We start from the raw sequence: 24,096 nt of genomic DNA on the forward strand, positions 1-24,096 counted from the left end.
GTCGGGCGTTCACCCCATTCAAATGATTGTGAGGTCAACATGACGAAAGATATCGTGGTAATTATTGGCGCTGGTGGCATTGGTCAGGCGATTGCCCGCCGTCAGGGTTTTGGTAAAACCTTGCTGCTGGCTGATTTCAATCCACAAACTCTGCAACAGGCAGCAGAACAACTTAATGCGTCAGGTTATAGCGTCGAGACGCAGGATGTTGACGTGACCTCGCGTGAGTCGGTGGAAAAGTTGGCGGCCCGTGCTTCCTCGCTCGGCAAGGTGATGCAGGTCATCAATACGGCAGGCTTGTCGCCCAATATGGCACCGGTAGAAAAAGTGCTGGAAGTGGATCTCTATGGCGCAGCGCTGGTGTTTGAGGTGTTCGAAACAGTCATCGCAGCGGGCGGTGCCGGGTTGATTATCTCCAGCATGGCCGGTCATATGATGCCTGCGCTATCCGCAGAACAGGACCATGCATTAGCCTATACGCCAACCGAAGAATTGCTGGCGCTACCCTTCCTGCAACAGAACGCTGTCCCGAACACGCTTGTGGCCTACATGTTGGCGAAGCGTGCCAACCATCTGCGCGTTCAGGCATCTGCCGTCAGTTGGGGTGAGAAGGGCGCCCGCGTGAACGCCATCAGTCCGGGTGTGGTGGTGACACCGCTGGCATTGCATGAACTCAACTCGGAAATTGGTGATATTTATCGTGCCATGGTGGATGCCTCCGCGGTAAAACGCATGGCACCTCCGGAGGAAATTGCGATTGCCGCCTCTTTCCTGCTGGGGCCGGATGCCGGGTTTGTCACCGGAAGCGATCTGTTGATTGATGGTGGCGTGATTGCGGCGATGCGAGCCGGGAAACTGCAAACGCCGGGATGAGAGGGGGGAATTTCATGAATGTGATTCATATCCTCAATATCTCTGGCTGGCTTAATCATGCTGGCGTCAGCCAGTATGATCCCTTATCACTCAAGTTGTCATCGGGGAAATCATGATCAAATCCATTAAAGCGATTGGCACGGATTCATCCACCCATCCCTTACAGGTGTTTAGCATTCAGCGTCGCGGCTTGTTGCCCGATGATGTTGAGATGGAAATCCTCTACTGCGGAATTTGCCATTCTGACCTTCATCAGGTGAAAAATGATTTCGGTGCCAGCCACTACCCGATGGTGCCCGGACATGAAATTGTGGGTCGGGTGACTGCCGTAGGTTCAGAAGTTAAAAAATTCAACGTGGGTGATTTTGCTGCCGTGGGCTGCATTGTCGATTCATGCGGAACCTGCCCGGCCTGCGAACGCGATCTGCAACAATTCTGCGCACATGGCACCACGCTCTCCTTTAACACACCGGATAAACATCTTGGTGGTATGACGTTGGGTGGCTTTGCCCAAACCTATGTGTGTAAAGAGCGTTACACCCTGAAAATGCCGCATTTTGACGATATGGCTGCGGCAGCCCCCTTGTTGTGTGCGGGCATCACCGTCTATTCCCCCTTAAAACATTGGCAGGCGGGTCCGGGAAAAGTGGTCGGCGTGCTGGGTATTGGTGGATTAGGACATGTGGCAATTAAAATTGCCCGTGCGATGGGCGCACAGGTTGTGGTGTACACCACATCGCAGGCGAAAGTGGCGGATGCTAAACGCTTAGGGGCACATGAGGCGGTGTTGACGTCAGATGCTGACCAAATGAAAAAATTTGCCGGTAAAGTCGATCTGATCATCGATACCGTATCAGGCAAACACGACATCAATGCGTATCTGCAACAGTTAGCGATTGATGGCACGGTGGTGTTGGTCGGTTTACCGCCAGAACCCATTGAGATCGGCGCATTTAACGTTGTTAAAGGACACAGAAGTTTTGCCGGTTCAAATATCGGCGGGATTGATGAAACCCAGGAAATGCTGGCGTTCTGCGCCGAACACAACATCACCGCCGACATTGAAATGATTACGGCCGCTCAGGTGAATGACGCTTTTGAACGTCTGGAAAAAGGTGATGTTAAATATCGATTTGTGATCGATATGTCCACATTAAACTGACCATGTTTAACCGGGCAGTGGTTTGCCCGGTTACTCCCCTTCTTCTACATCACACCTCTGTTAATACTCCACCGTTAACTCGCTAACAAATGAGCATTTACCATGAGCGATAGTGCTTCGCCGTCAACGACCGCGTCAGTTTCTTATTCGAATCTTATCCTGGCAATTATCCTGGTCAGCTATACCATGATTGTCATTGATAACTCGGTGGTGATCACCGGGTTACTCAAAATCAAAACCCAGTTGGCTTTTACGTCAGCCGGGTTGTCCTGGGTATCCAGCGCTTATGCGTTGACCTTTGGCGGATTATTACTGTTGTGCGCCCGCGCTGGTGACATCTTAGGTCGTCGTCATCTGCTGGTGGCAGGGTTAGCGCTTTTCACGCTCTCCTCATTGTGTATTGGGCTTGCACCTACGGCGGAATGGCTGATGGTCACGCGCGAGCACGCGCTATTTCATTGTATGCGGCGGCGGGTGGTCTTTCGGCCAGTATCGGATTAGTGGTTGGCGGTATCGTGGCAGATCTCATTTCCTGGCGTGCTGGTTTTTTAATCAACGTCCCGATTGGTATCTTGCTCATTATTTGCGCGCTGCGTTTCATACCGGAAACTGCACGCCATCGTGGGAAATTTGATGTGGGTGGCGCGGTATTATCGGCTTTGGGAATGACGGGGCTGGTCTACGCAACCATCAGTTCAGTGAGCAATGGCTGGTTAAGTATCACCACGATGCTGACTTTCGCAGCGTCAATCATTCTGCTGTGGGTGTTTGTTTTGGTCGAAAAACATGCGCAGCAACCCATTATGCCGCTGAGGTTATTTCACAGTTCCATGCGCAGTGGCGCTTATCTGGCGCGTATCCTCTATATCGGTGCTGCAATGGGTTTCTTCTTTTTTTCAACCCAATTTATGCAGGGCGTTCTGCACTACTCCGCTATCCAGGCCGGACTGGCCTTTTTACCGGCCATGCTGATTAACTTTCTGGTGGCCTTGCAGGTACCACGTCTGACGGGGCGCTTCGGGAGTCAAAATCTACTGTTAATCAGTTTACTGGCGGTATTACTTGGTATGGCGCTCCTGAGTCGCCTGGATGCGCAAAGCCACTATCTGTCGGGATTGCTGCTGCCGTTAATTCTGATGGGGTTTGGTATTGGCGGCGCGACCGGCCCGCTAACCGCGATGGGGTTGAGTGGTGTGGCAGCGAGTGATGCCGGAGCAGCATCGGGCTTGATCAATGCGGCGCATCAAATGGGTGGTGCTTTGGGATTGAGCATCATGGTTGCCACGGCGGTAGCGGGGTCCTCTCATCTGGAAGGGATAAGCCTGATGTTGCACCAGAATCATCTGGCTTTTCTCGCCGGTACGGGATTGGTCGCGTTGTCGGTGGTCATCGTGCTGGGGCTGATCAAGCGTAAGTGAGCTGTACCGCCAGAATCTGCTCTGGCGGTTGGCGAAAAATCACTCAGAATGCTGTTTCCAGTGAATCTGTGACGTAATAATCGTCATCGACCAGCGGTAAGTACCGCCATTTATCAAACGCGGTGCAGGGATGTGAAATGCCACAGCCCACCCAGTCACCGGGCTTGAGCGCATCCTCTTCTGGCAACAACAAATAAGCATGTTGATCATTTACCTCGCTGATACGCATGCCAGCAGCCACGCGAGGCGCGCTGCCATCGACATCTCGCACCCACAGCGGATTCGGCAAGTCCTGGTCGAATGGCACATCACGGCGGCCGAAATCAACAAATGCCAGGCCTGGCTCAGGACGCGATAACACCCGCCCCCAGACTTCCAGCGCGGCGGCAAAATGATGCTGGCTGCCCGATTGGGCAAACGGGGTGATACGGGCATACAACCCGTTATCGTGCGCCATATAGGCACCCGAGCGAATCAGCGGCGTGACTGGTAGCGGCAACCGGGCTTCGGTAAAACAGGTGCTGACCACATCAAACCAGGCACCACCACCGGCGCTGAGAATAATGGTGTTGCTGCTGAACAGCTGCTTCTCTACCAGCAGCGCCGCCGTGGCGATCAGCATCTGACAATAATCGTGCACTCTGGCGATACCGACGGTATCGCGTCCGGCTCCCAGCGCACCTTCATAGCCCGCGACACCCACCAGTTGCAGGGCAGGGCTGGCGGCAATCGCGGTGGCGATTTCCAGTGCCGCAGATGTTGAGCGGCAACCGGTGCGCCCGCCGCTCACCGACATCTCCAGCAGCACGGCGATGCGACTGTCGCCAAGATGTTGCTCCAGTAAACGCACCCCTTGCATTGAATCGACATAGCAAAGAAAGCCGTGGTCTGGATGTTGCTTTTGCCACTCGCCAATCCAGCGGATACCTGCGGGGTCGACCAGTTGATTGGCAAGAAAGACGTTACGAATGCCGAACTGGCGCAGTGCGCGCACCTGCGCCGGGGTTGCGGCGCTTAATCCCCAGGCCCCGCCTTCCGTAATCGCCCGGCGCAGGATGGCCGGAGACATCGAGGTTTTGCCGTGTGCCGCCAGCATCACGCCCTGCTCGCGACAAAAATCTGCCAGTTGCCGCAAATTATTCTCCAGCGCTGACTGCTTCATCAGCATCAGCGGGGAAAACACCTGATCGCTGGCAAACACCGGGGTGCCAGCCGGCAACGGCGTATCACCACGACCAGCCACGGATTTAAAGCGTGGCGCGGGTTGTTGCGCATCCAGCAGGCCATCCGCCACCAACGGAAAATGAATCGACATAACGCCTCCGATCAATGCTCAAGCACGCGTGATAAAAACTGCTGGGTACGGGGATTTTGCGGATGAACAAAAATCTGCTCGGGCGATCCCTGTTCAGCGATCACGCCCTGATCCATAAACACGACGCGGTCAGCGGTTTTGCGCGCAAAGCCCATCTCGTGAGTGACCACCACCATGGTCATGCCTTCACGCGCCAGACTGCGCATCACCTCCATCACTTCACCGACTAACTCGGGGTCGAGCGCCGAAGTGGCCTCATCAAAAAACATAATTTTTGGTTCTACCGCCAGCGCACGGGCAATCGCCACACGTTGCTGCTGTCCACCGGAGAGCTGCGCCGGATAATGATGGGCGCGCTCCGCCAGTCCGACACGCGTCAGGGCCGCCATGCCACGTTTATTGGCTTCGGCTTCGGACAATTTTTGCGCTTTAATCAGCGCCAGCGTCACGTTACCAAGTGCGGTTTTGTGGGGAAACAGGTTGAACTGCTGGAACACCATGCCAACATGACCACAAATTTCCCGACTGCGTTTAGTGTCGTGCAGCGGCACATCGTTAACCCAGATTTCACCGCCGTCAGCGGTTTCCAGCCCACTCATGATGCGTAACACGGTGCTTTTGCCCGAACCGGACGCGCCAATCAGCACCAGCACTTCGCCGGGCGAGACATCCAGGCTGATCTCTTTCAGCACCTGCGTGCTGCCAAACGATTTAGTGATACGGCTCAGCGTAATGGCGGATTTGCTCATGATAACTGGCTCCTGGTTTGATGATGTTGAACCCAACGAGAAAGGGGAAAGCAGACAACGAAATACAACACGGCCACCAGACCATAAATCACCACCGGCTGGCCGATACGATCGACAATGGCCTGGCCCTGGTGCATCAGTTCCGACATGCCGATCATGCTAACGATCGAGGTGTCCTTAATCAGGGACAGATACTGTCCCACCAGCGGCGGCAAGACGATGCCGCGAGTCTGCGGCAGAATCACGCTGAGAAAGGTCTGGCGTTTTGACAGGCCGAGAATCCACGACACTTCCCATTGCCCCCTGGGTACCGCTTCAATCCCGGCACGAAACACTTCGGCAATGTAGGCACCCTGGTAAATACTCAGACCGAGAATGCCCGCAGCAAACAGATTGATTTCATAGCCAAAATAAGCCACGCCAAAGTAGATAAACATCAGGGTGATCAACACCGGCGTACCGCGAAACAGCTCGGTGTACAACACGGCAATTTGTCGGGCGACCGGCACACGACTGGTTCGCAACACGGCGGCGAGCAGGCCGAGCAGGGTGCTGCCAATAATGGCGGCGACAGAAAGCAGCAGGGTAATACCCAGCCCCTTCAGCAACAGCGGCAACGAGCTGATGATCAAGTCGCTCATAGCGCATTCTCCCGTTTCAGTGGATTAGTCAGCCATTTTTTTGCCCACCACCAGGCGGACTTTTTTACCTTTGTCACCAGCGGCGGATGAAACATGCGCCGTCCCGCCAGGTTACCAAGCCAGGAAAACAGATTACTTAACAGCAGATACACCAGCGCCACCACACTGAAGGTCTGGATGTACAGCAAGGTACGGGCGTTAATCACCGTGGCGGTACCGGTTAGCTCCGGCAGCGCAATCGCCGACAACAGCGACGTACCGAGCAATAGCTGAATCAGATTGTTGATAATGGCAGGCCACACGGCGCGCGCCGCCTGCGGCAATACCACGCTTAAAAACACCTGATGGCGTGGAATACCCAAAATCCATGCGGCTTCCAGTTGCCCTTTGGGCACCGACTGTATCCCGGCGCGAAATGTTTCCGACAGATAGGCCCCGACGTTAATCCCCAGTGCCAGCACGCCAGCGGTAAAGGCGCTCATGGTGATACCGAGTGAAGGCAGACCGAAAAAGATGATGAAGATTTGTAGCAACACTGGCGTATTGCGGATGAATTCGACATAGCAGTGACTCAGCCAGCGTAGCGGGGCTAACGCGGTGGCTTTTGCCAGAGCGGCCAGCAACCCAAGTGCGACCGCCAGCATAAAAGCGAGAAGGGTGACCTGTAGTGTCAGCCAGGCGGCGGCCAGAAAAGTCTCGCCATAATTCCACAGGGTTAGCCATTGATAACTCATGGATGGGCTCCTTCTTACGGCGCAGCCCGTGCTGCTGCGCCGCAGGCAATCAGAATTGCGGGTTCAGTGGGTAACGCGGCTTATCGCCAAACCATTTTTGGTACAGCGTGGCATTCTCACCGGAGGCGTTGATCTCAAACAGGAACTCGTTGAGGTAGTTCAACCACACCTGGTCACCCTGTTTCACGCCAAAGGCGTTGTACTCCAGCGGCACCAGCGCTTCGTTGGTGACGGTCAGCGTCGGATCGAGCTTGGCCTGGTAAGCGAGGAAGTTGTTATCCTCGATCATCGCATCGGCTTGACCCTGCTTCACCGCCAGAATGGCGGCCTGTGAGGAGTCGTACTCCTGAATTTTCACGTCAATGCCCATGTTGCGCACTTCGTCACCGTTGGTTGATCCTTTCACCGTCGCAATGGTTTTACCGGCCATGTCATGCGCCGACTTGATGCCGCTCTCTTTACGTACCAGCATCGCTTCGCTCGCCACCACATATGGATTGGTGAAGCCGATCTCTTTGGCACGTTCCAGGTTGCGGGTGAAGTTACAGAACACCACGTCCACTTTGTTGGTTTGCAGGTTAGGGATGCGGTTGGCGCTGGTGGTGTTTACCATCTCCAGCTTCACCCCCATCTCTTTTGCCAGGGCTTTCGCCAAATCGACGTCATAACCATCAGGATTGCCGTCTTTATCGTAAAAGCCGAAGGGGGCGAAACTCAGGCAATCACCCACGCGCAACGTGCCGCGTTGCAATACGGTTTGCAGCGCCGATTGCGGTGCTGCTCCCGCCTCTTTTTTCTCTTCCGTGGGGGTACAACCGGCAACGGCCAGCATGACCAGCGCTCCGCCGATGATTTTTAACGAAGTTGCATTCATTGTTTTGCTCGCTTATTTAATGGAGACGACATGAAAAGCATCAGTTATTAACGAACTGCCCTGGTGTGGGCGGGTAAATAAAAACGCAGTTTATAATCAGGTGAATAATATTATTTTCGATCGGCGCGGAAGCATTTCATATCCACTTCCACTTTGCAGTCGACGACTAAATCCTGCACGCTACAAATACGCGCCGGAGGATTTCCGGTAAATATCTCGCTGAAAACTTTATTAAATGAACTGAAGTAACGTGCGTCGGTTAACACCGCCGTGACGTGTACCACATCCTCCACCGCATAACCCGCCTCGCGCATGATAGACAGGCAGTTATCAAAGGCCAGACGAGTTTGTTCGATGATGCCACCTTCCACCACTTCGCCCTCACGCATCGGTGTCTGGCCCGAGATATACAGCCAGCCATCGGCCTCAACTGCCCGTGCGAACGGCAGTTTTTGCCCACCGGTACCCGTTCCGCCTTCAATGCCATAACGTGTGATCGTCATGCAACGCTGCTCCTTTTTGTTCTGAGAATGCTAATTTGCACTGCATGACAGCCGTCTGGTATATCGGACTGCTATCTGCAATATCGGATAGGGCAAGATTTGCACAGGATTTTTACTTTTGCAATATGTCGCCAGGGATTTAATTTTTTGTGATGTCGTCGCGATCGCAAAATAAAAAAGAGAAGAGGGGAATTTCCAAATGGAAATGTGACCACTCTCGTGATTTAAAAAAAAGATCTGACTGCCATGCGCTAAAATGAGGCACCAAAATAGAACAAAGAAATATAAAGTCAGACATTAAAATTTTAATTAACGGGGATGGGTTAACGTCGGCGCTGGGTGTATGATGCTTTTCTTTTTTACTGTCTGGCGCGACCGCCCGACTGCATCAGGAGAATTTGCTTATGCCGGACGAAAAGCCATCGCGTGCGCGCGGCGTTGACCGGGTTATCGACATTTTTCGCCAGTTGCATATCGCCCGTCAGCCTATGGCGATGCGTGATTTGATCGACGCCACCGGTGCGCCTCGTTCCAGCGTCTATGAATTAGTCAGCCTGCTGAGTGAAGCCGGGTTGGTGGAGCTGGATGCCGACGGTGCCGTGTTCTTTGGCCGCGAAATGCACTATTACGGTGCAGACTACATGGCGCATAACGATCTTATCCGTCGTGCTCATCAGCTAATGGTTGAGATCGTGGCCCGTCATGGTGAAACGGTACAGCTATGTATGCTGGAGGGGAATAAGTACACTGTGGTGTTGTCGGAAAGCAACGCCCACCCATTTAAAATCACGTCTGATATCGGGGTGCGGGTACCGATTACCTGGACCGCTACCGGCCGTTTGCTGCTCAGTAACTGGTCGGATAGCGCCATTCTCGATCTCATCCCGGAAGAGGACTACCGTCTGGCGAATGGGCAAATCCTCGACAAACAGGCCTTCCTCGAAGATATCCATCGTGCCGGACAGTTGGGCTATTGCCTGACCGAAGGGTTATCCGAGAGTTTTACCTGCTGTATGGCCGCGCCGATTCGTTCGCGTAGCGGGCAGGCGGTGGCGGCGATCTGCTTTATGGTGAGTCGCGATACGCCAGAAGAACGGCGTCAGATGCTGTTGAAAGAATTGATCGTTTCCGGGCAAAAATTATCGGATTTCACCTGAGTTGGTGCATTTTCCTCGTACTCCGGCACAACCTATTGATGTGCAGTTTATTTTTGCAACTTAAGGTTGTGTTAAGGTTATTGATAATAATAACTATTCTTTTTATCACGGAGTTTGCGATGAAAACGCGCCTGTTACTGGCTATCGGGTTGTTGGCTTCAACGGCGGCCTGCGCCACCACCTATCCACTGAGTGTCACCGATATGGATGGTCACACCCAGACCATCAATCACGAACCGCAACACATTATTTTGCAGGATGGACGCGACGTCCTGACGCTGGCGTTGCTGGATCGTGATGACCCGTTTAAACGCGTGGTTGCCTGGAACAACCTGCCGAAAAAACAGGACACTCAGACCTGGGACATGCTGAAAGGCCGCTGGCCGGAAGCGACAAAAATCGTTGATATGGGTTTTAACGATCAGGGGCAGGTCAATCTGGAGAGCGTGCTGGCGCAAAAACCGGATCTGATGATCGCCCAGCTACGTGCAAAACCGGCGTTGAAGCAATCAGGTGTGCTGGATACCCTCAATAACCTGCATATTCCGGTCGTTTTTGTCGATTATGAACTGCATCCGGCACAGAACACCGCGCCAAGCGTGACGTTGCTGGGTAAAATTCTGAACCGTGAAAAAGAGGCGAAAGCTTATACCGATTTCTACCAGCAGCATATGCAGAAGATGACACAGGTCATTGATAACGTTAAAAATAAACCTACGGTGTTTATTGAACCGATCGCCGGTAACAGCGACAACTGCTGTTTTACCCACGGACACAACGGTTGGGGTGGCTTGGTTGAAGCGGTCGGTGGCAAAAATATCGGCTCTGCGCTGCTGCCGGGCAATTCAGGCTTTGTGGCGCTGGAAAAAATTATCGCCATGAAACCCGATGTCTACATCATGACCGGTTCCAAACGCCCGAACGCTAACGTGCTGCCGTTTGGCTACGGTGTCGATCCGAAAGATGTGGGTGTGACCTTCCAGAAACTGCTGAGTCGTACCGGGCTGGCGCAGATCGAGCCAGTGAAGCAGGGCCGGGTGTATGGGGTGTATCACCATTTCTATAACCATCCTTACAACATCATTGGCATGGAAATTCTGGCGAAAGACCTCTATCCGCAACAGTTTAGCGATCTCCATCCGGTAGCTGATTTCCACACCCTTATCAGAGACTTCACCAAACTGCCGGATGATGCGATAACCCTGAGTTATCCGCAGAACCAATAAAGGACAGGTAGCGGCACGATTTATCGCCCGTTTCCGCGCACGATAAATCGCGCCGCTACGCTATGACGCATACCGCTTAGCGCCAAACACACACATAATGGTGGCACCCGCCACCGCCAGCATGGCCCAGCTGATCGATTCGTGTAGCAGCAAAGCCGCCAGCGCAAAACCCATAAAGGGTTGTATCAGTTGCAGTTGTCCCACCGCCGCAATACCGCCTTTCGCCAGGCCGTGATACCAGAAGATAAAACCTATCAGCATGCTAAATACCGATACCCAGGCAAGCCCTAACCACGCGGGCATGGCAATGCCGCTAAAGGTGGCAGGCGCGGTGTAAATCGCGGCGGGTAACATCACCGGAACGGCCACCAGCAATGCCCAACTGATCACCTGCCAGCCGCCAAGCCGTCGTGATAGTTTTGCCCCTTCGGCATAACCCAAGCCACAGAGAATGATGGCAGCAATCATTAGCACATCACCGGCCATCATGTTTCCCGCCGTTCCGCCCAGCGCATAGCCCGCAATAATGGCGCTGCCCGCCAGGGAAAACAGCCAGAATACCGGACGTGGCCGTTCGCCGCCGCGCAGCACGGCAAAAATGGCGGTCGACATCGGCAAAAGCCCGAGAAACACCATCGAACGAGCAGAGGAGATATGCTGTACGGCCAATGCAGTCAGCAGCGGAAAACCGACCACCACGCCCAGCGCGGTTATCGCCAGAGCTGGGATATCCGTCAGAGCAGGACGTTTCTGGCGCAGCACCATCAACAACGCGCCACCCAACAACGCCGCAATAGTGGCGCGTGCGCAGGTAAGAAATAACGGATCAAATCCGCCGATGGCGGCGCGTGTGGCAGGCAGCGAACCGGCAAAAATCATCACCCCAATAAAACCACTCAGCCAACCGTTTAATGCAATTTTCATGATCCCTCCTTCGTTAATATTGCGCAGTTAACCACTGATTTCCGGGACGATAACAGATACAATCCAGTACAATTTAAAGAAACTGTACTGGTTAACTGGGCAGTACAGCTGAGGGGTGATGACATTGCGCAACAAAACCCGTATCGAACAATTGATGGACGATATCCGTCAGCAGATCGCCTCAAGGGCCTTGACCCCAGGCAGCCGCCTGCCTTCAGTGCGTGCGCGTGCCCAATCTGCCGGGATATCCGTTTCGACGGTGGTGGAGGCTTATGACCGGCTGGAAGCCGAAAGCGTGATTGTTTCGCGTCCCGGTGCAGGTTTCTTCGTTTCCGGGCCGATTGCGCCGCTCGATTTGGCACAGCTGGCACCGACCGTGGAGCGCGATGTTGATCCGCTGTGGATTACGCGTCAGGCGTTGGACGCCGCACCGGATAGGCCAAAACCAGGATGTGGCTGGATGCCGCCAGAGTGGATGTATGAAGAGGGTATCCGGCGAGCGCTACGCAAGGCGGCACGCAGCGAAAGCGCACTGTTGACTGACTATGCCGTTCCGGCGGGTAGCGCGGAACTGCGCCAACTGTTGACCCGGCGTCTGGCAGCCTATGGACTTTCCGCCACGCCCGACCAACTGTTGCTGACCGACTCCGGTACACACTCCATTGATCTGATCTGTCGTTTTCTGCTGGAGCCAGGCGATACCGTGCTGGTGGATGATCCCTGCTATTTTAACTTCCATGCCCTGCTCAGGGCGCAGCGCGTGCAGGTGGTTGGCATTCCCTGGACACTTCAGGGGCCGGATTTGGCGGCGTTTCAGCAGGCATTAACGCAGCATGCGCCACGGCTGTATATCACCAACTCGGGCATTCATAACCCAACGGGTGGCACGCTATCCCCGACCACTGCCCATCGTCTGCTAAAAATCGCCGAAAACTCGGATCTGGTGATTGTCGAAGATGACATTTTTGCCGATCTGGAGACGCATACCGCGCCACGTCTGGCGGCGCTGGATGGTTTTGCACGGGTGATGGTGATTGGCAGCTTTTCGAAAACGGTTTCAGCCTCGGTGCGTTGCGGTTATATCGCTGCCAAACCGACCTGGGTGGAAAAACTTATCGATATGAAAATTGCCACTGGCTTCAGCAGTGGCAGGCTGGCCGCCGATCTGTTGCTGAATGTGCTCAAAGATAGCGGCTATCGACGCCATTTGGAAGCGATCAAGTTACGTCTGGCAGATAGCCGACGACAGGTAATGCAGCGGCTTGGAGAAGTCGGTATTCGCCCGTGGCTGGTGCCACAAAGCGGGCTGTTTTTATGGTGTGAACTGCCGGAAGGGTTGGATGCCGCCGAGTTTTCACGCGCTTGCCTGAGGCAGGGCGTGGTACTCGCGCCCGGCAACACCTTTAGCCAGTCGGGGAGCTGTGACCGATTTTTACGCTTTAATGTCTCGCAATGCGGCGATGAGCGGATTTATCGTGTACTTAAGGACGTAATACAGTCGTAGCGGCGCGATTTATCGGGCAATTTCGTGCGCGATGCGTGAAAAATCCGCGCGATAAATCGCGCCGCTACGACCGGGGGGAGGCTTAACGGGCTTTGATGCTGCCTTTGACCCCATGTGGTTCTGAACGCAGATATTGGGGCGGCACATGCACGCTGGCACCCAACTCGGCTGCGGCATGCCACGGCCAGCGCGGATCATAAAGAATGCCACGCGCCAGGGCCACCAGGTCGGCGTCGCCGTCCTGTAACAGATCTTCCGCCATGCGTGGTTCGGTGATCAGTCCGACGGCGATCACCGGCATACGGGTGATTTTGCGCAACTCACGGGCAAACGGTACCTGATAACCCGCCGATACGGTAATTTTCTGCTGTGCTGACAAACCTCCGCTGGAAACATGCACATACGCTGAGCCAAGCGCTTCAATTTTCTGACAGAACTCAGCGGATTGCTTCACATCCCAGCCACCTTCGACCCAGTCGGTAGCGGAGATCCTGACGCCGACGGCCACATGATCAGGCACGGCCGCACGTACCGCTTCCAGCACTTCCAGCGGGAAGCGCATACGATTTTCCAGGCTACCGCCGTATTCATCTTCTCGCTGGTTTGCAAGCGGCGACAGGAACTGGTGCAGCAGATAACCGTGGGCGGCATGAAGTTCAATCAGCTCAAAACCAATGCGTACCGCGCGCAGGGCACTGGCAACGAAGGATTGTTTAATGCGAGCAAGGTCAGAATGGGTCAGGGGAGTCGGTGGGTGCTCACCTTCATGCATCGGGATGGCGGAAGGTGCGACGGTTTGCCAGCCTTGTTGCTCCAGCGGAATTTGCGTACCGCCCTGCCAGGGCGCGGAGGTTGACGCTTTGCGTCCCGCATGACTGAGCTGAATCCCAAGGCGAATATCGGCGTACTGACGAACATCGTTCACTACCGTCTGCAAGGCCTGTTCCGTTGTGTCATCCCACAAACCGAGATCCTGCGGTGAAATGCGTCCTTGTGCTTCTACGGCGGTGGCTTCGACGATCAATAACCCGGCACCAGAAAACGCCAGTTGTCCCAGATGGATACGATGCCATGCGGTGGCACAGCCTTCTTGTGCCGAGTACTGGCACATTGGGGCAATCACAATGCGGTTATCCAGTTCAAGTGACCCCAGTTTGATGGGACTAAACAATTTGCTCATGTGTTGATCCTGGTTTTAGGCCAAAGGAGGACATGATGCGCTTATCCCAGGGCCGGGCAACGATCAATTTGTGCGTTGCCAGATTACTCAGGTTGTGTCACCAGTTCTAACCGCACCCCGGCTTCAGACAGATTTTCCCGCGCGGCGGCAGGAATGCCGTCATCGGTTATCACCGCGTCAAACGGGTGTTCCGGAGAGCTGGGGTAGGGATGGATCACGCCAAATTTAGAGGAGTCGGTTATGGCGATGGTGTAGGTATGCTTTGCCATCACCGCATTGATCACATCACAGCGCATCATATCCCGGCCGGTAAAACCGGTTTCCGCATGCCAGCCATCGACGCCAAGAAAAGCTTTATGGAAATTGATGTGCTGGATACAGAAGCGTGTCAGTGAGCCAACCACCGATTCGCTGCTTTTTTGGTATTGGCCGCCGAGGATAATCACCTCGCATTGCGAGTCGCGTAGCACCTGGGCGATGTAGTGGCTAACGGTAATGATGGTTAAATCTTTACGGTTAGCCAGACAGCGCGCCAGCAGGGCGTTGGTGCTGCCGCCTTCAATGAAAATGGCTTCCCCTTCATTGACGAGCGAGGCGGCGCGCTCGGCGATCGCCTGTTTGATTTTGTAACGGGTGCGCATGCGCGCACCCACATCATCGCTGTCGGGCGCGACGGCGGAGCCGTGAACGCGGCGCAGGAAATTCTCGCGCTCCAGCGCGTTAAGGTCCTGGCGGATGGTCACTTCGGAAACGCCGGTTAACTGCGAAAGTTCGTTAACTGTGACGCTGCCCCTTTCATTTACCAGTTGGATAATCTGTTGGTGTCGGCTATTCATCGCATCAGGCTTTGGCACGGTTAGGATAATGTCGGCAGTGTAACAGAAACCCGCCCGGCAGCACCGGGCGGATGGCGGTCAGGCTAACCCCAGGCTACGTCTGCCGATGGCGTTCAGGTCTGCGGTGGTGAAACGTTGCTGCCAGTCGCGTTCATAGTCTTCGCGCGGGAAATCGGGGGGCGAGATACCGAAGTCCAGCGCATTCGCGACTTTTTCGGCATAGCGCAGATTCTTATCGCACAACGGCGCGGCGGGAATATACATCACATTTCCCCAGCCCTGTTGGTCTTCAACCGGGGCCACGGCGTGGATCACATCGCAATGCCACCAGACCGAGTCACCTGCCTGCAACGGCGGAATGGAGCACAAGCCCTCAATCAAATCGGGATGCCAACGCTCAGAGATCGGCAGCACCTTACCGGGTGCCACGCCGCACAGTTCATCTTCCGGTACATCACTGAGCAACGGACGCAATAGCACATACGCCATTGCTTCCGGCACCGGCACCACATGCAGCAATCCCTGACCGGCTTCCATATCCGAAAGCGCCGTCCAGCCCTGGAACGTACGGAAGGCGGAACATTTGGTGGTATTCGCCACATCATATTCATTGACGTCGGTACGATGGGCGGCATCCCAGGGATCGTAGTCTGCAAACTGGTTATTGAAGATTTTGCTGAATACCTGCTGATAAGCGGGCAGCAGCCAACGCTCCAGCGCACCGGAATCGGTGTGGGCACCTAGCCCTTTGGAGGTGGTGCCGGGCAGACGACGGCGGATGCGGTCGGGATAAATGATGCTGACATCCGGGTCAAACCAGGTCACGTCACCAGACTGAAATTTCCACAGCCGGTTCAGGAACGATTGTGTCAGCGAGATCCCTTCACTTTGGCGGGCTTCCATCTGCGATTTGGACCAGTAGATGGGATAAATTTCCGGCCTGGAAGCCTCGAGGCTGCCAAAGAAACTGTCACCCGGACCACGATACTGACGATCAAAATCGTTCAGCTCAAGATAATCGAGCATCGCTTTATCCCACGCCAGCGCTTCCTCGCGGGCAAAGTTTTGTTTCACCACCACGCAGCCACGACGTTTGATAAAGTCGATTTGTTCCTGAGAGACATTCTTCTCTGCGATATCTCGCCAGTTCACCATCGGCCAGGCCGTGCCGCGTTGTGCTTCATCTTCCTTCGCCTGCGCAATGGCCTGGTTGATTTTGGCTTTCACTTGAAGGAATAAACCTTCGACATCGCCAATTTGTTTTCTGAGTTGTTGTTTCATCAGGCGGATTTTCGCCTTGTGATCTTCTGGGAGGGTTACCGCAGTAAAAGGCATGTTCATAGCAACTCCTGATCCGGGTACGAGGTTTCGAATGAATTAGTTTTAACTTTCATTCGTAATATGCAGCGAAAAAAACAAAACCGCAACAGTGAAATGTTGTGTGAGTTGATCTGAGGGTAGCCAGAAGGTGGGTAATCCGCAGCAGCGCGATTTATCGCGCAGTTTTTCACCAACGCGGGCAAAAAAAAACGGCGTGATAAATCACGCCGTTACGCTTGTTGCGGATTATAAAATCAGAACGGTCCCCACTTGATTGAGACACCGATCAGCAGCATCATCACGCAAATGGCAAACCACACCGCAATCAGCGGCGCAATAAAACGTAGCCACTTGCCGAACGGGATACCGGCGGTCGCCAGCACCGCCATCAACACGCCCGACGTCGGACTGATGCAATTCACGATACCTTCGCCCAGCAACACCGTTTGCACTGTGACCTGGCGGGTCAGGCCGAGGTTATCGCCCAGCGGTGAGAAGATCGGGATCAGCACCGCCGATTCGCCGGAACCGGATGAGATGCCAAAGTGAATCAATGCTGCGCTGATAAACATGCCAATGGCCGCGACTTTTTGCGGCACCGGGGCCAGCAAATCGGTCAGGAACCCCACGATAGGATCGAGTACATGACCCTGTTGCAGCACCAGTGAAACCGCGCCCGCCAGACCGACGATAAACCCGCCCTTTACCAGACCAGAGCAGCCGGAAAGGAAGGTGTTGGCGATATCGGTGCCAGACATACGACCAATCAATCCGACGACAATCGCCAGCAAGACAAACATGGCCGACATTTCATTGGTGCCCCAATGCAGTCTGACGGCACCGCTGATAAAAATAATCAGCGCCAGCGCACAGGTCACCAGAATCAACTTATGTCGCGGTGTCACCACCAGTGTGGCATCCTGCGTCTCCGTCTGTTTGGGACGTAGCTCACCGGCCTTACGTGCCTTGCGTACTGACCAGATCAAATACCCCATCGCGCTAAACGCAAACAGCAAAAAAGTCAGCCCGCGCAGCAGCATGCCGGAAAAAATCGGCAGTTGTGCCAAATGCTGCGTCAGCCCGGTGGTGGCCGGACCTAATACCGAGACGTTAAACCCGGCGGCGCAGGAGAGATACACCAGCGATGCGCCAAGGATCGGCGACAATCCCAGCGAACGCGCCACCAGCAAACCGATGGGAACGAAAGCCACCACCGCATTGATCACCGCACCCGTGGTGCCGAGAATGGCGAAAATCACACCGAAGATCAGGATGATGCGGGTATCGCTCAGGCGGGTACTGCGGGCGAGGGAGTTCAGTGCGGTTTTAATCGCCCCGGTTGACTCCACCACCGCCAGCACACCACCGGTGAACAAAATCAAAAAGATAATCGGTGCGGCTTTCACCATGCCATCGGCAATCGCGGTGAAGATCTCCAGCGGATACACACCGGACTGCGGCACAGCATGCAGGCTGCCTTTCACCGCAAATTTAATCCCCTCGCGGGTTTCGTAATCGAATGCGCCAGCCGGGATCAGCCAGGTGGCGACAGCCGCCACCACCAGCATAATAAACAGCAGCAGATACGGGCTTTGTCCCGCAGGACGGGCTGCCGACACGCTGGCAGATGGCGCAATGTTTACCTGACTCATGCTGCGTCACCTGCTGTGCTGTCGCTGAGGATAATACCGGCAACCAGAGCGGCACGCGGTACGATATCGGCAATATTGATGTGTTCATGACGCGCGTGGATACCCCGGCCAGTCGCGCCGAGGCCATCCAGCGTCGGCAGCCCCAATGCAGCGGTGAAGTTGCCATCGCTGCCGCCGCCGACGGATTTGCCTTCAACGGCAAATCCGAGTTGCAGGGCGACGCGTTGTGCCCGTTCCAGCAGCAAGCCAGAAGCCGGGGTTTGGCGCATTGGCGGTCGTCCCTGCTCACCGGTCACTTTCAGGGTAATCCCTGGCATCACCGCTTGCAGGTTGCTGATGGCGGCATGAATGCGTTGCGCTTCTTCTTCACTGGTGACACGCGTATCAATACCCAATTCGGCATGGTCAGCCACCACGTTAATGCGGCTGCCGCCATTGGCGATGCCGACATTCACCGTGGTGCCGCGCGCCGGGTCATTCAGGGCGTGCAGGGCGTGGATTTGATGTGCCATCTCCTGTACGGCGCTGACGCCTTCTTCGGGGTTGTTGCCCGCATGGGCAGCCAGACCGGTGATCACCACGTCATAACGTCCGGTGCCTTTGCGCGCAACCTTCAGCGCGCCGCTGCCGACTTCCGCCGGTTCCACCACCAGCACCTGCTCTGAACCCATCGCGTGGCGACCAATCCAGTCGCTGGAGCTGGGGCTACCCACTTCTTCATCGCTGTTGCACAGGAACACAATGCGTTGATCGGTCAATAGATTGAGTTGCACCAGCGCGCGCACCGCCCAAATGGCCTGTACCAGCCCGGCTTTCATATCCAGCACGCCGGGGCCATAGAATTTGCCATCCTCTTCACGCAGCGCTAACTCGCCATGATCCCAGACGGTGTCAAAATGGCCGATCACAGTGGTTTGCGGGCCATGTTCACCCAGCGCAAAACGCAAATGGTTGCCGTAGGTCGGTTGATGATCGACTTCAGCACTGATCCCCAGGCGCTGCTGAAAAATACCCTGTAGCACTTCGCCACAACGGTCAACGGCGGCTTTGTCGAGTGAAGGTGATTCCGCCTGTACCAGTCGCTTGATATCACCCAGAATCTCGTCGGCGTGTTGCTGTAAGTAATTTTTTATATGGTTCATTTATGTTTTCCTGCCTTAGTCCAGACGGCAGTATGCGCAGAAAAGTCAGCGGTTAAAAATGAACTGGGAATGCTAGAATTGTTGACCTGAAAGCAACAGATAGGCTTATCTTATGACAAATGCCGCTTATCCCGAGAAAGCGATAAGTTATTTATATGAAGTAGGGATGCAGGGCGGTATCCGTCGTGCCGCAGATGCGCTCGGGATCAACCCATCGGTAGTCAGCCGCCAGCTATCGCTGCTCGAACGGAGCCTGCAATTGCCGCTGCTGGAGCGGCGCGGGCGCAATGTGGTGCTCACGGAGGCCGGTAAGTTGCTGGCCGAGGATTATGCGCAAACCACGCAGCGGCGCAAACTGCTGGAGCGGCAACTGCGGGATATGCGACATATGCGCGGTGGATCGGTCACGTTGCGCATAGGCCAGGGCATGGTGGAAGAGGTGGTTAACCATGTTTTGCAGGAGTTCTCCGTTGCCTGGCCGGGCGTATTTATCGATATCAGTTCGGGGGATATGCAAACCACCGTTGACCTGATTATGCGCGGTGAGGTGGATATGGCGGTCGGTTTTGGTACTGCCGGGCCGCCAGGGCTAAAAAGTCATAGTTTTACGCGCGGGCCAATCTGCGCCATTGTGACGCCGGACCACCCGATTGCCCGTTACTCGTCAATCAGCGTGGCGGAGTTGACGCAGCACCGTCTGATCGCCATGAGCGACACCTTTGGTCTGCAACGTTATCTCAGCGCCATCTTCAAAAGTGAAGGACAGGTGCTGGCACCGGCATACTGCTGCAACCTGTTTTCCAGTGCGCTGTCGCTGTGTCAGGCCGGGTTAGGGATCGCATTTATGACCCAACAGGCGGTACCGCGCGCCTTGCTGGAGCAGGGATTACGCGCGATACCCATCGATCACCGTATCGCGCGCGAAAGCCAGTGTCATTTACTGCGCAGCGTCGATCATCGTTTCACCCCGGCAGCCAGCTATCTCTGGCAGTTGTTGTGTAACTTCTTCTATGAGTCAGAGGTGAAGGAATGATCTTCGCATCGCACTCCAGTGCCCGGTTTTGCCGCAACCCACGCGCCGTTTTAGTGCATTGCTAGCAATAATGCTAACAAGAGTTTGTTATAAGAATTCGATCTTGTATCCAAGTCCGTATCCTGACTGACTTTCTGGTTTTGTCGCCGTTCTGGCTGCGCAATGTGGCACGCGATCTGCACTGACTCCGGGTAACCCCGATTATCCCGGAGAAAGTCATGTTTGATGAGTTACTGGATGGCGATGCAACGTTGCTGGCGACATTGGTGCGCAACGGCGAGGTTTCAGCACGCGAACTAACGCAAGCGGCGTTTGATCGCCTGGCGCAGCGGGAACCGCAAGTGCAGGCTTTTTGTACCCTGGTGCCGGAGAGGGCGTTGGCACAAGCCAGCGCAATTGACAGCAGACGGCTGAAAGGGGAACCCCTCGGCGCGCTGGCCGGGGTGCCTTTGGCGGTGAAGGACTTGATTTGCACTGCCGGAGTAAAAACCACGTCCGGTTCCGCCGCCTATGCCGATTTTATCCCGGATGAAGATGACATCACTGTCGAGCGCCTGCTGGCGGCAGATGCGGTGTTGTTGGGGAAAACCACCGCGCCGGAATTTGGTTATAGCGGTGTCGGGCACAATCCGCTGTTCCCGTCACCGCGCAATCCGTGGGACCTGAGCAAAACTCCCGGTGGTTCCAGCGCCGGTTCGGGAGCCGCACTGGCGGCCCGGCTCTGTCCTGTCGCGTTAGGCAGCGATGGTGGGGGATCGGTACGTATTCCGGCCGCGCATTGCGGCGTCTATGGCTTAAAAGCGTCGATGGGGCGGGTGCCGCTGTGGCCCGGTTGCCGTGACGAACGCTATCCGGGCGTTTCCAGTTGGGAGTCTCTGGAACATATCGGGCCGATGACGCGCAGCGTGCGAGATGCCGCGCTGATGATGTCGGTGATGGCTGGCCCGGATATGCGTGACCGACACTCCATTCCCTGTAGTGACGTGGACTGGCTGCAAGCGCTGGACAAACCGCTGCGGGGCTTACGTATCGCCTTTAGCGTGGACTTTGGTTATGTGGCGGTCGACGCTGAAGTGCGCGACGTTGTGACTGCCGCCGCGCGTCGCTTTGCTCGCGAACTCGGGGCAGAGCTGGAGGAGGTTAACCCGGCGATCGAAGATGAAGTTGCCGCTTTTTCAGCGCTGGTGGCACTGGAAAGCGACCTGAATGGCATGCGAGACCTGCGTACGCAACTGGGGTCGCGCATGTCTCCCCATCTGGCTGCCATGCTGCAACATAACTGGCAGGCGGAAACCTTCACCGATGCGCTGGTGGCGCGCAAAAAACTCAGTAATCAACTGTGGCGCTTTATGCAGGGGTACGACCTGCTGCTGACGCCCACGTTAGCCACACCTCCGTTCCCGTTGGGCATGCAAGGCCCGGAGATCATTGATGGTCGCATGGTTCGCAGCGACCACTGGCTCTCTTTCTGTTTTCCTTTCAATTTTACCGGCCAACCGGCGGCATCCGTCCCGGCAGGCTTCACTGCCAGCGGGTTACCGATTGGCATGCAGATTGTAGGTCGTCATCTGGACGATGGCCTGGTGCTGGCGGCAAGTGCCGCTTTTGAGCGCATTCAACCCTGGAATCATTTCTATCCTGCTGTTACCGGAGTCGTCCATGAGTGATAAATCTTCCCCTGCGCTGAAGCAGGAATTCGAACACGAACCTGTTCCCCTTAGCCATCGCCATTCAACGCGTTCCGTTTCGGCGGTGTGGTTTGGTTTTCCGATGATCTTAACCAATGCGTTATTTGGCGGCATCATCACCTGGCATCTCGGCTTCTGGCCTGCGCTGATTGCCATCCTGCTGGGCAATCTGGTGTTGTTTGCTTATGTGGGTGCGCTGAGTTGGTTTGCCGGTAACACCGGCATGAACTTTGCGCTCCAGGCAAAACGAACCTTTGGTACGAAAGGCTACATTCTGGTGTCCGGTTTCCTGTCGACGGTGGTGATTGGCTGGTACGCCTTTCAGACCGGCCTGACCGGAACGGTGATTAATCAAACCTTCGGCTGGAACGCGTTGGCAGTGACCGCGTTCGCGATGGTGCTGTATACCGGCGTCACTTTTCTCGGGGTGCGGGCGCTTTCGGTGCTGGGAATGATCGCCGCACCGCTGTTTGTGGTGCTCGGGCTGGTGGCATTGTGGCTGATTGCGGAAAACCATGATTTCAGCACCCTCACGCAGTGGCAGGGTAGTGCCAGCGCCGCCGGGGCGATGAGTATGGGCACGGCGGTCACGATGGTGGTGGCAGGCTTTGCCGATTCAGGCACCATGACGGCAGATTTCACGCGCTGGTCCAAAGATGGACGCTCGGCGGTCATCGCCGCGTTCTCGGCCTTCCCGCTGGCGAACGTGATCTCGTACCTGTTTGGTGTGGTGATTGTGGCGGTGGGGGCGGCGGTTGATCCGGCGAGCAACGGCGGTAATTTCCTGCCGATGCTGATGGGCCACGGCGTCTTGCTCTCGACGGTTGCCTTCCTGTTTGTGTTTATCAATCTCGGTTCGGTCTGCACCCATTGCCTGTACAACGGCGCGGTGGGCTTTAGTCATCTGTTCAGCAGCAAAATGCGACTCTGGACGCTGATCCTCGGTGCCATTGGCGGCGTGCTGGCGCTGGCGGGCGTGTGGTCTTACTTCCTTGAATGGCTCAGTTTGCTCGGCATCGTGGTGCCACCTTTTGGCGCGGTCATGATTGTCGATTTGATCTTCATGGCGAAAGTCAGTGAAAAACGCCCGACTCGCCGTCTGCGCGGCAGCGCTTTTGCCGCCTGGGCGATTGGCAGCCTGTGTGCGGTGCTGGCGCATGTCGCCTTCCCGCAGTTTGGTGAAGCGGTGATTGGGCTGGTGACCGCGGCAATCAGCTATACCCTGATTGTGAAAATGCAGCGCCCCGTCAGCGTACAGAATCTGGAGAAAGAAAATGCCTGACTATGCCATTGATTCCACGCCCTATGCCTGGCCGTTTGATGGTCGCTTCAGCCCGCGCGATACGGCGTTGGTGATTATCGATATGCAAACCGATTTTTGTGGTAAAGGCGGTTATGTTGACAGCATGGGTTACGACATCGCCCTGACGCGCGCCCCTATCGTGCCGTTGCAGCAGGTGCTGGCAACCATGCGTGCGCTGGGCTTTCCCATCATTCACACGCGCGAAGGGCATCGCCCGGACCTTAGCGATTTGCCAGCCAACAAGCGCTGGCGTTCAAAGCGTATGCAGGCTGAGATTGGTGCGCCCGGCCCCTGTGGCCGCATTCTGGTACGTGGTGAGCCGGGCTGGGAGATCATTCCCGAACTGGCACCGCTGCCCGATGAGGTGATCATTGATAAACCCGGTAAAGGCTCTTTTTATGCCACCGACCTGGAGTTAATTCTGCGCAGTCGCGGCATTCGTAATCTGATCATCAGCGGCATCACCACCGATGTTTGTGTGCATACCACGTTACGTGAAGCCAATGACCGTGGCTTTGAATGTCTGGTATTGGCGGATTGTTGTGCCGCAACGGAACGTAAACATCATGAGGCTGCTTTAAGCATGATCCATATGCAGGGCGGCATCTTTGGTGCGGTAGCCAGCTCGCAGACGCTGCTGGCAGGATTGAGGGGCGAGAGCGCTGCGGCCTGATGTCGGGCGAGGGTGTGATACCAACGCCCTCGCCGGAATCTGTAGCTGGATCAGGGAAAAAGGCGGCCAATTACAGTAATAATTGGTCTGGAAATCTCTGAAAGCGGTGAACAATCTGATAATTCACATTCTCATTAATCCACACCGCGAGTAAGCTGAATAAAACCTTTGAAGCCGGATGGATTTGAC

General features: G+C 55.3%; 21 protein-coding genes and 1 pseudogene. 10 read left to right on the plus strand and 12 right to left on the minus strand.

The window, feature by feature from the left end:
* Positions 1 to 39 precede the first annotated feature (39 nt).
* The 3 genes and pseudogenes from AC6I8T_RS20820 (at position 40) to AC6I8T_RS20830 (ending at position 3,453) form a co-directional block, all read left to right on the plus strand.
* On the plus strand, positions 40 to 873 hold the full coding sequence (locus tag AC6I8T_RS20820) for an SDR family oxidoreductase (RefSeq protein WP_497834327.1): 834 nt from the start codon (positions 40 to 42) through the stop codon (positions 871 to 873).
* Positions 874 to 982: 109 nt separating this feature from the next.
* Positions 983 to 2,035, plus strand: a complete 1,053-nt coding sequence (locus AC6I8T_RS20825; protein ID WP_497834512.1) for an NAD(P)-dependent alcohol dehydrogenase — start codon at positions 983 to 985, stop codon at positions 2,033 to 2,035.
* A gap of 186 nt (positions 2,036 to 2,221) precedes the next feature.
* Positions 2,222 to 3,453, plus strand: a pseudogene (locus AC6I8T_RS20830) (MFS transporter).
* A 43-nt stretch (positions 3,454 to 3,496) separates the two neighbouring features.
* Here AC6I8T_RS20830 and AC6I8T_RS20835 read toward each other — a convergent pair.
* From AC6I8T_RS20835 to AC6I8T_RS20860, 6 genes are all read right to left on the minus strand, one after another.
* The gene (locus AC6I8T_RS20835; protein ID WP_208725983.1) at positions 3,497 to 4,768 is read right to left on the minus strand and encodes an alanine racemase; all 1,272 of its coding nucleotides are present in this window, start codon (positions 4,766 to 4,768) and stop codon (positions 3,497 to 3,499) included.
* Between the two features lie 11 nt (positions 4,769 to 4,779).
* Positions 4,780 to 5,517 carry an amino acid ABC transporter ATP-binding protein gene (locus AC6I8T_RS20840; RefSeq protein WP_208725982.1) on the minus strand — a complete coding sequence of 246 codons (738 nt, stop codon included), beginning with the start codon at positions 5,515 to 5,517 and terminating at the stop codon, positions 4,780 to 4,782.
* Positions 5,514 to 6,158, minus strand: a complete 645-nt coding sequence (locus tag AC6I8T_RS20845; protein WP_208725981.1) for an amino acid ABC transporter permease — start codon at positions 6,156 to 6,158, stop codon at positions 5,514 to 5,516. The genes AC6I8T_RS20840 and AC6I8T_RS20845 overlap by 4 nt, the downstream gene beginning before the upstream one ends.
* Positions 6,155 to 6,892 carry an amino acid ABC transporter permease gene (locus tag AC6I8T_RS20850; RefSeq protein ID WP_415173251.1) on the minus strand — a complete coding sequence of 246 codons (738 nt, stop codon included), beginning with the start codon at positions 6,890 to 6,892 and terminating at the stop codon, positions 6,155 to 6,157. The genes AC6I8T_RS20845 and AC6I8T_RS20850 overlap by 4 nt, the downstream gene beginning before the upstream one ends.
* Before the next feature lie 49 nt (positions 6,893 to 6,941).
* Complete coding sequence (locus tag AC6I8T_RS20855; protein WP_208725979.1) at positions 6,942 to 7,766, minus strand: ABC transporter substrate-binding protein; 825 nt, start codon at positions 7,764 to 7,766, stop codon at positions 6,942 to 6,944.
* Between the two features lie 110 nt (positions 7,767 to 7,876).
* Complete coding sequence (locus tag AC6I8T_RS20860; protein ID WP_208725978.1) at positions 7,877 to 8,269, minus strand: RidA family protein; 393 nt, start codon at positions 8,267 to 8,269, stop codon at positions 7,877 to 7,879.
* Between the two features lie 404 nt (positions 8,270 to 8,673).
* On the opposite strand from AC6I8T_RS20860, the gene AC6I8T_RS20865 reads away from it, so the two are divergent.
* Positions 8,674 to 9,426, plus strand: coding sequence for an IclR family transcriptional regulator (locus tag AC6I8T_RS20865; RefSeq protein WP_208725977.1), 753 nt, complete (start codon positions 8,674 to 8,676; stop codon positions 9,424 to 9,426).
* A gap of 119 nt (positions 9,427 to 9,545) precedes the next feature.
* Entirely contained in the window at positions 9,546 to 10,652 is a 1,107-nt protein-coding gene (locus AC6I8T_RS20870) for an ABC transporter substrate-binding protein (protein ID WP_497834328.1), read from the plus strand.
* 60 nt (positions 10,653 to 10,712) lie between these two features.
* Here the strand turns inward: AC6I8T_RS20870 and AC6I8T_RS20875 are convergent, their stop codons facing one another.
* The gene (locus AC6I8T_RS20875) at positions 10,713 to 11,576 is read right to left on the minus strand and encodes a DMT family transporter (RefSeq protein WP_208725975.1); all 864 of its coding nucleotides are present in this window, start codon (positions 11,574 to 11,576) and stop codon (positions 10,713 to 10,715) included.
* 118 nt (positions 11,577 to 11,694) lie between these two features.
* On the opposite strand from AC6I8T_RS20875, the gene AC6I8T_RS20880 reads away from it, so the two are divergent.
* Complete coding sequence (locus AC6I8T_RS20880; RefSeq protein WP_208725974.1) at positions 11,695 to 13,080, plus strand: aminotransferase-like domain-containing protein; 1,386 nt, start codon at positions 11,695 to 11,697, stop codon at positions 13,078 to 13,080.
* Positions 13,081 to 13,162: 82 nt separating this feature from the next.
* On the opposite strand, the gene AC6I8T_RS20885 is transcribed toward AC6I8T_RS20880, so the two are convergent.
* The 5 genes from AC6I8T_RS20885 to AC6I8T_RS20905 all read right to left on the minus strand — a co-directional run bounded on the left by AC6I8T_RS20885 (position 13,163) and on the right by AC6I8T_RS20905 (position 19,210).
* The gene (locus AC6I8T_RS20885) at positions 13,163 to 14,260 is read right to left on the minus strand and encodes an NADH:flavin oxidoreductase/NADH oxidase (RefSeq protein WP_208725973.1); all 1,098 of its coding nucleotides are present in this window, start codon (positions 14,258 to 14,260) and stop codon (positions 13,163 to 13,165) included.
* A gap of 83 nt (positions 14,261 to 14,343) precedes the next feature.
* On the minus strand, positions 14,344 to 15,096 hold the full coding sequence (locus tag AC6I8T_RS20890) for a DeoR/GlpR family DNA-binding transcription regulator (RefSeq protein ID WP_208725972.1): 753 nt from the start codon (positions 15,094 to 15,096) through the stop codon (positions 14,344 to 14,346).
* A 78-nt stretch (positions 15,097 to 15,174) separates the two neighbouring features.
* Positions 15,175 to 16,437, minus strand: coding sequence for a DUF1479 domain-containing protein (locus AC6I8T_RS20895; protein WP_208725971.1), 1,263 nt, complete (start codon positions 16,435 to 16,437; stop codon positions 15,175 to 15,177).
* Between the two features lie 233 nt (positions 16,438 to 16,670).
* Positions 16,671 to 18,068: a YfcC family protein gene (locus AC6I8T_RS20900; RefSeq protein WP_497834329.1), complete on the minus strand. Its 1,398-nt coding sequence runs from the start codon at positions 18,066 to 18,068 to the stop codon at positions 16,671 to 16,673.
* Positions 18,065 to 19,210: a M20 family metallopeptidase gene (locus tag AC6I8T_RS20905; protein ID WP_497834330.1), complete on the minus strand. Its 1,146-nt coding sequence runs from the start codon at positions 19,208 to 19,210 to the stop codon at positions 18,065 to 18,067. Before AC6I8T_RS20905 ends, AC6I8T_RS20900 begins: the two co-directional genes overlap by 4 nt.
* Before the next feature lie 112 nt (positions 19,211 to 19,322).
* On the opposite strand from AC6I8T_RS20905, the gene AC6I8T_RS20910 reads away from it, so the two are divergent.
* The 4 genes from AC6I8T_RS20910 to biuH all read left to right on the plus strand — a co-directional run bounded on the left by AC6I8T_RS20910 (position 19,323) and on the right by biuH (position 23,907).
* Complete coding sequence (locus tag AC6I8T_RS20910; protein ID WP_208725968.1) at positions 19,323 to 20,243, plus strand: LysR family transcriptional regulator; 921 nt, start codon at positions 19,323 to 19,325, stop codon at positions 20,241 to 20,243.
* Between the two features lie 218 nt (positions 20,244 to 20,461).
* Positions 20,462 to 21,910 carry an amidase gene (locus AC6I8T_RS20915; RefSeq protein ID WP_208725967.1) on the plus strand — a complete coding sequence of 483 codons (1,449 nt, stop codon included), beginning with the start codon at positions 20,462 to 20,464 and terminating at the stop codon, positions 21,908 to 21,910.
* A complete protein-coding gene (locus AC6I8T_RS20920; protein ID WP_497834331.1) occupies positions 21,903 to 23,213 on the plus strand; it encodes a purine-cytosine permease family protein in 1,311 nt (436 codons plus the stop codon). The genes AC6I8T_RS20915 and AC6I8T_RS20920 overlap by 8 nt, the downstream gene beginning before the upstream one ends.
* Positions 23,206 to 23,907 carry a biuret amidohydrolase gene (biuH, locus tag AC6I8T_RS20925; protein WP_208725965.1) on the plus strand — a complete coding sequence of 234 codons (702 nt, stop codon included), beginning with the start codon at positions 23,206 to 23,208 and terminating at the stop codon, positions 23,905 to 23,907. The genes AC6I8T_RS20920 and biuH overlap by 8 nt, the downstream gene beginning before the upstream one ends.
* The last annotated feature ends 189 nt before the right edge of the window (positions 23,908 to 24,096 follow it).

Source organism: Pantoea sp. X-Soil-OKNW-556, assembly GCF_059730695.1.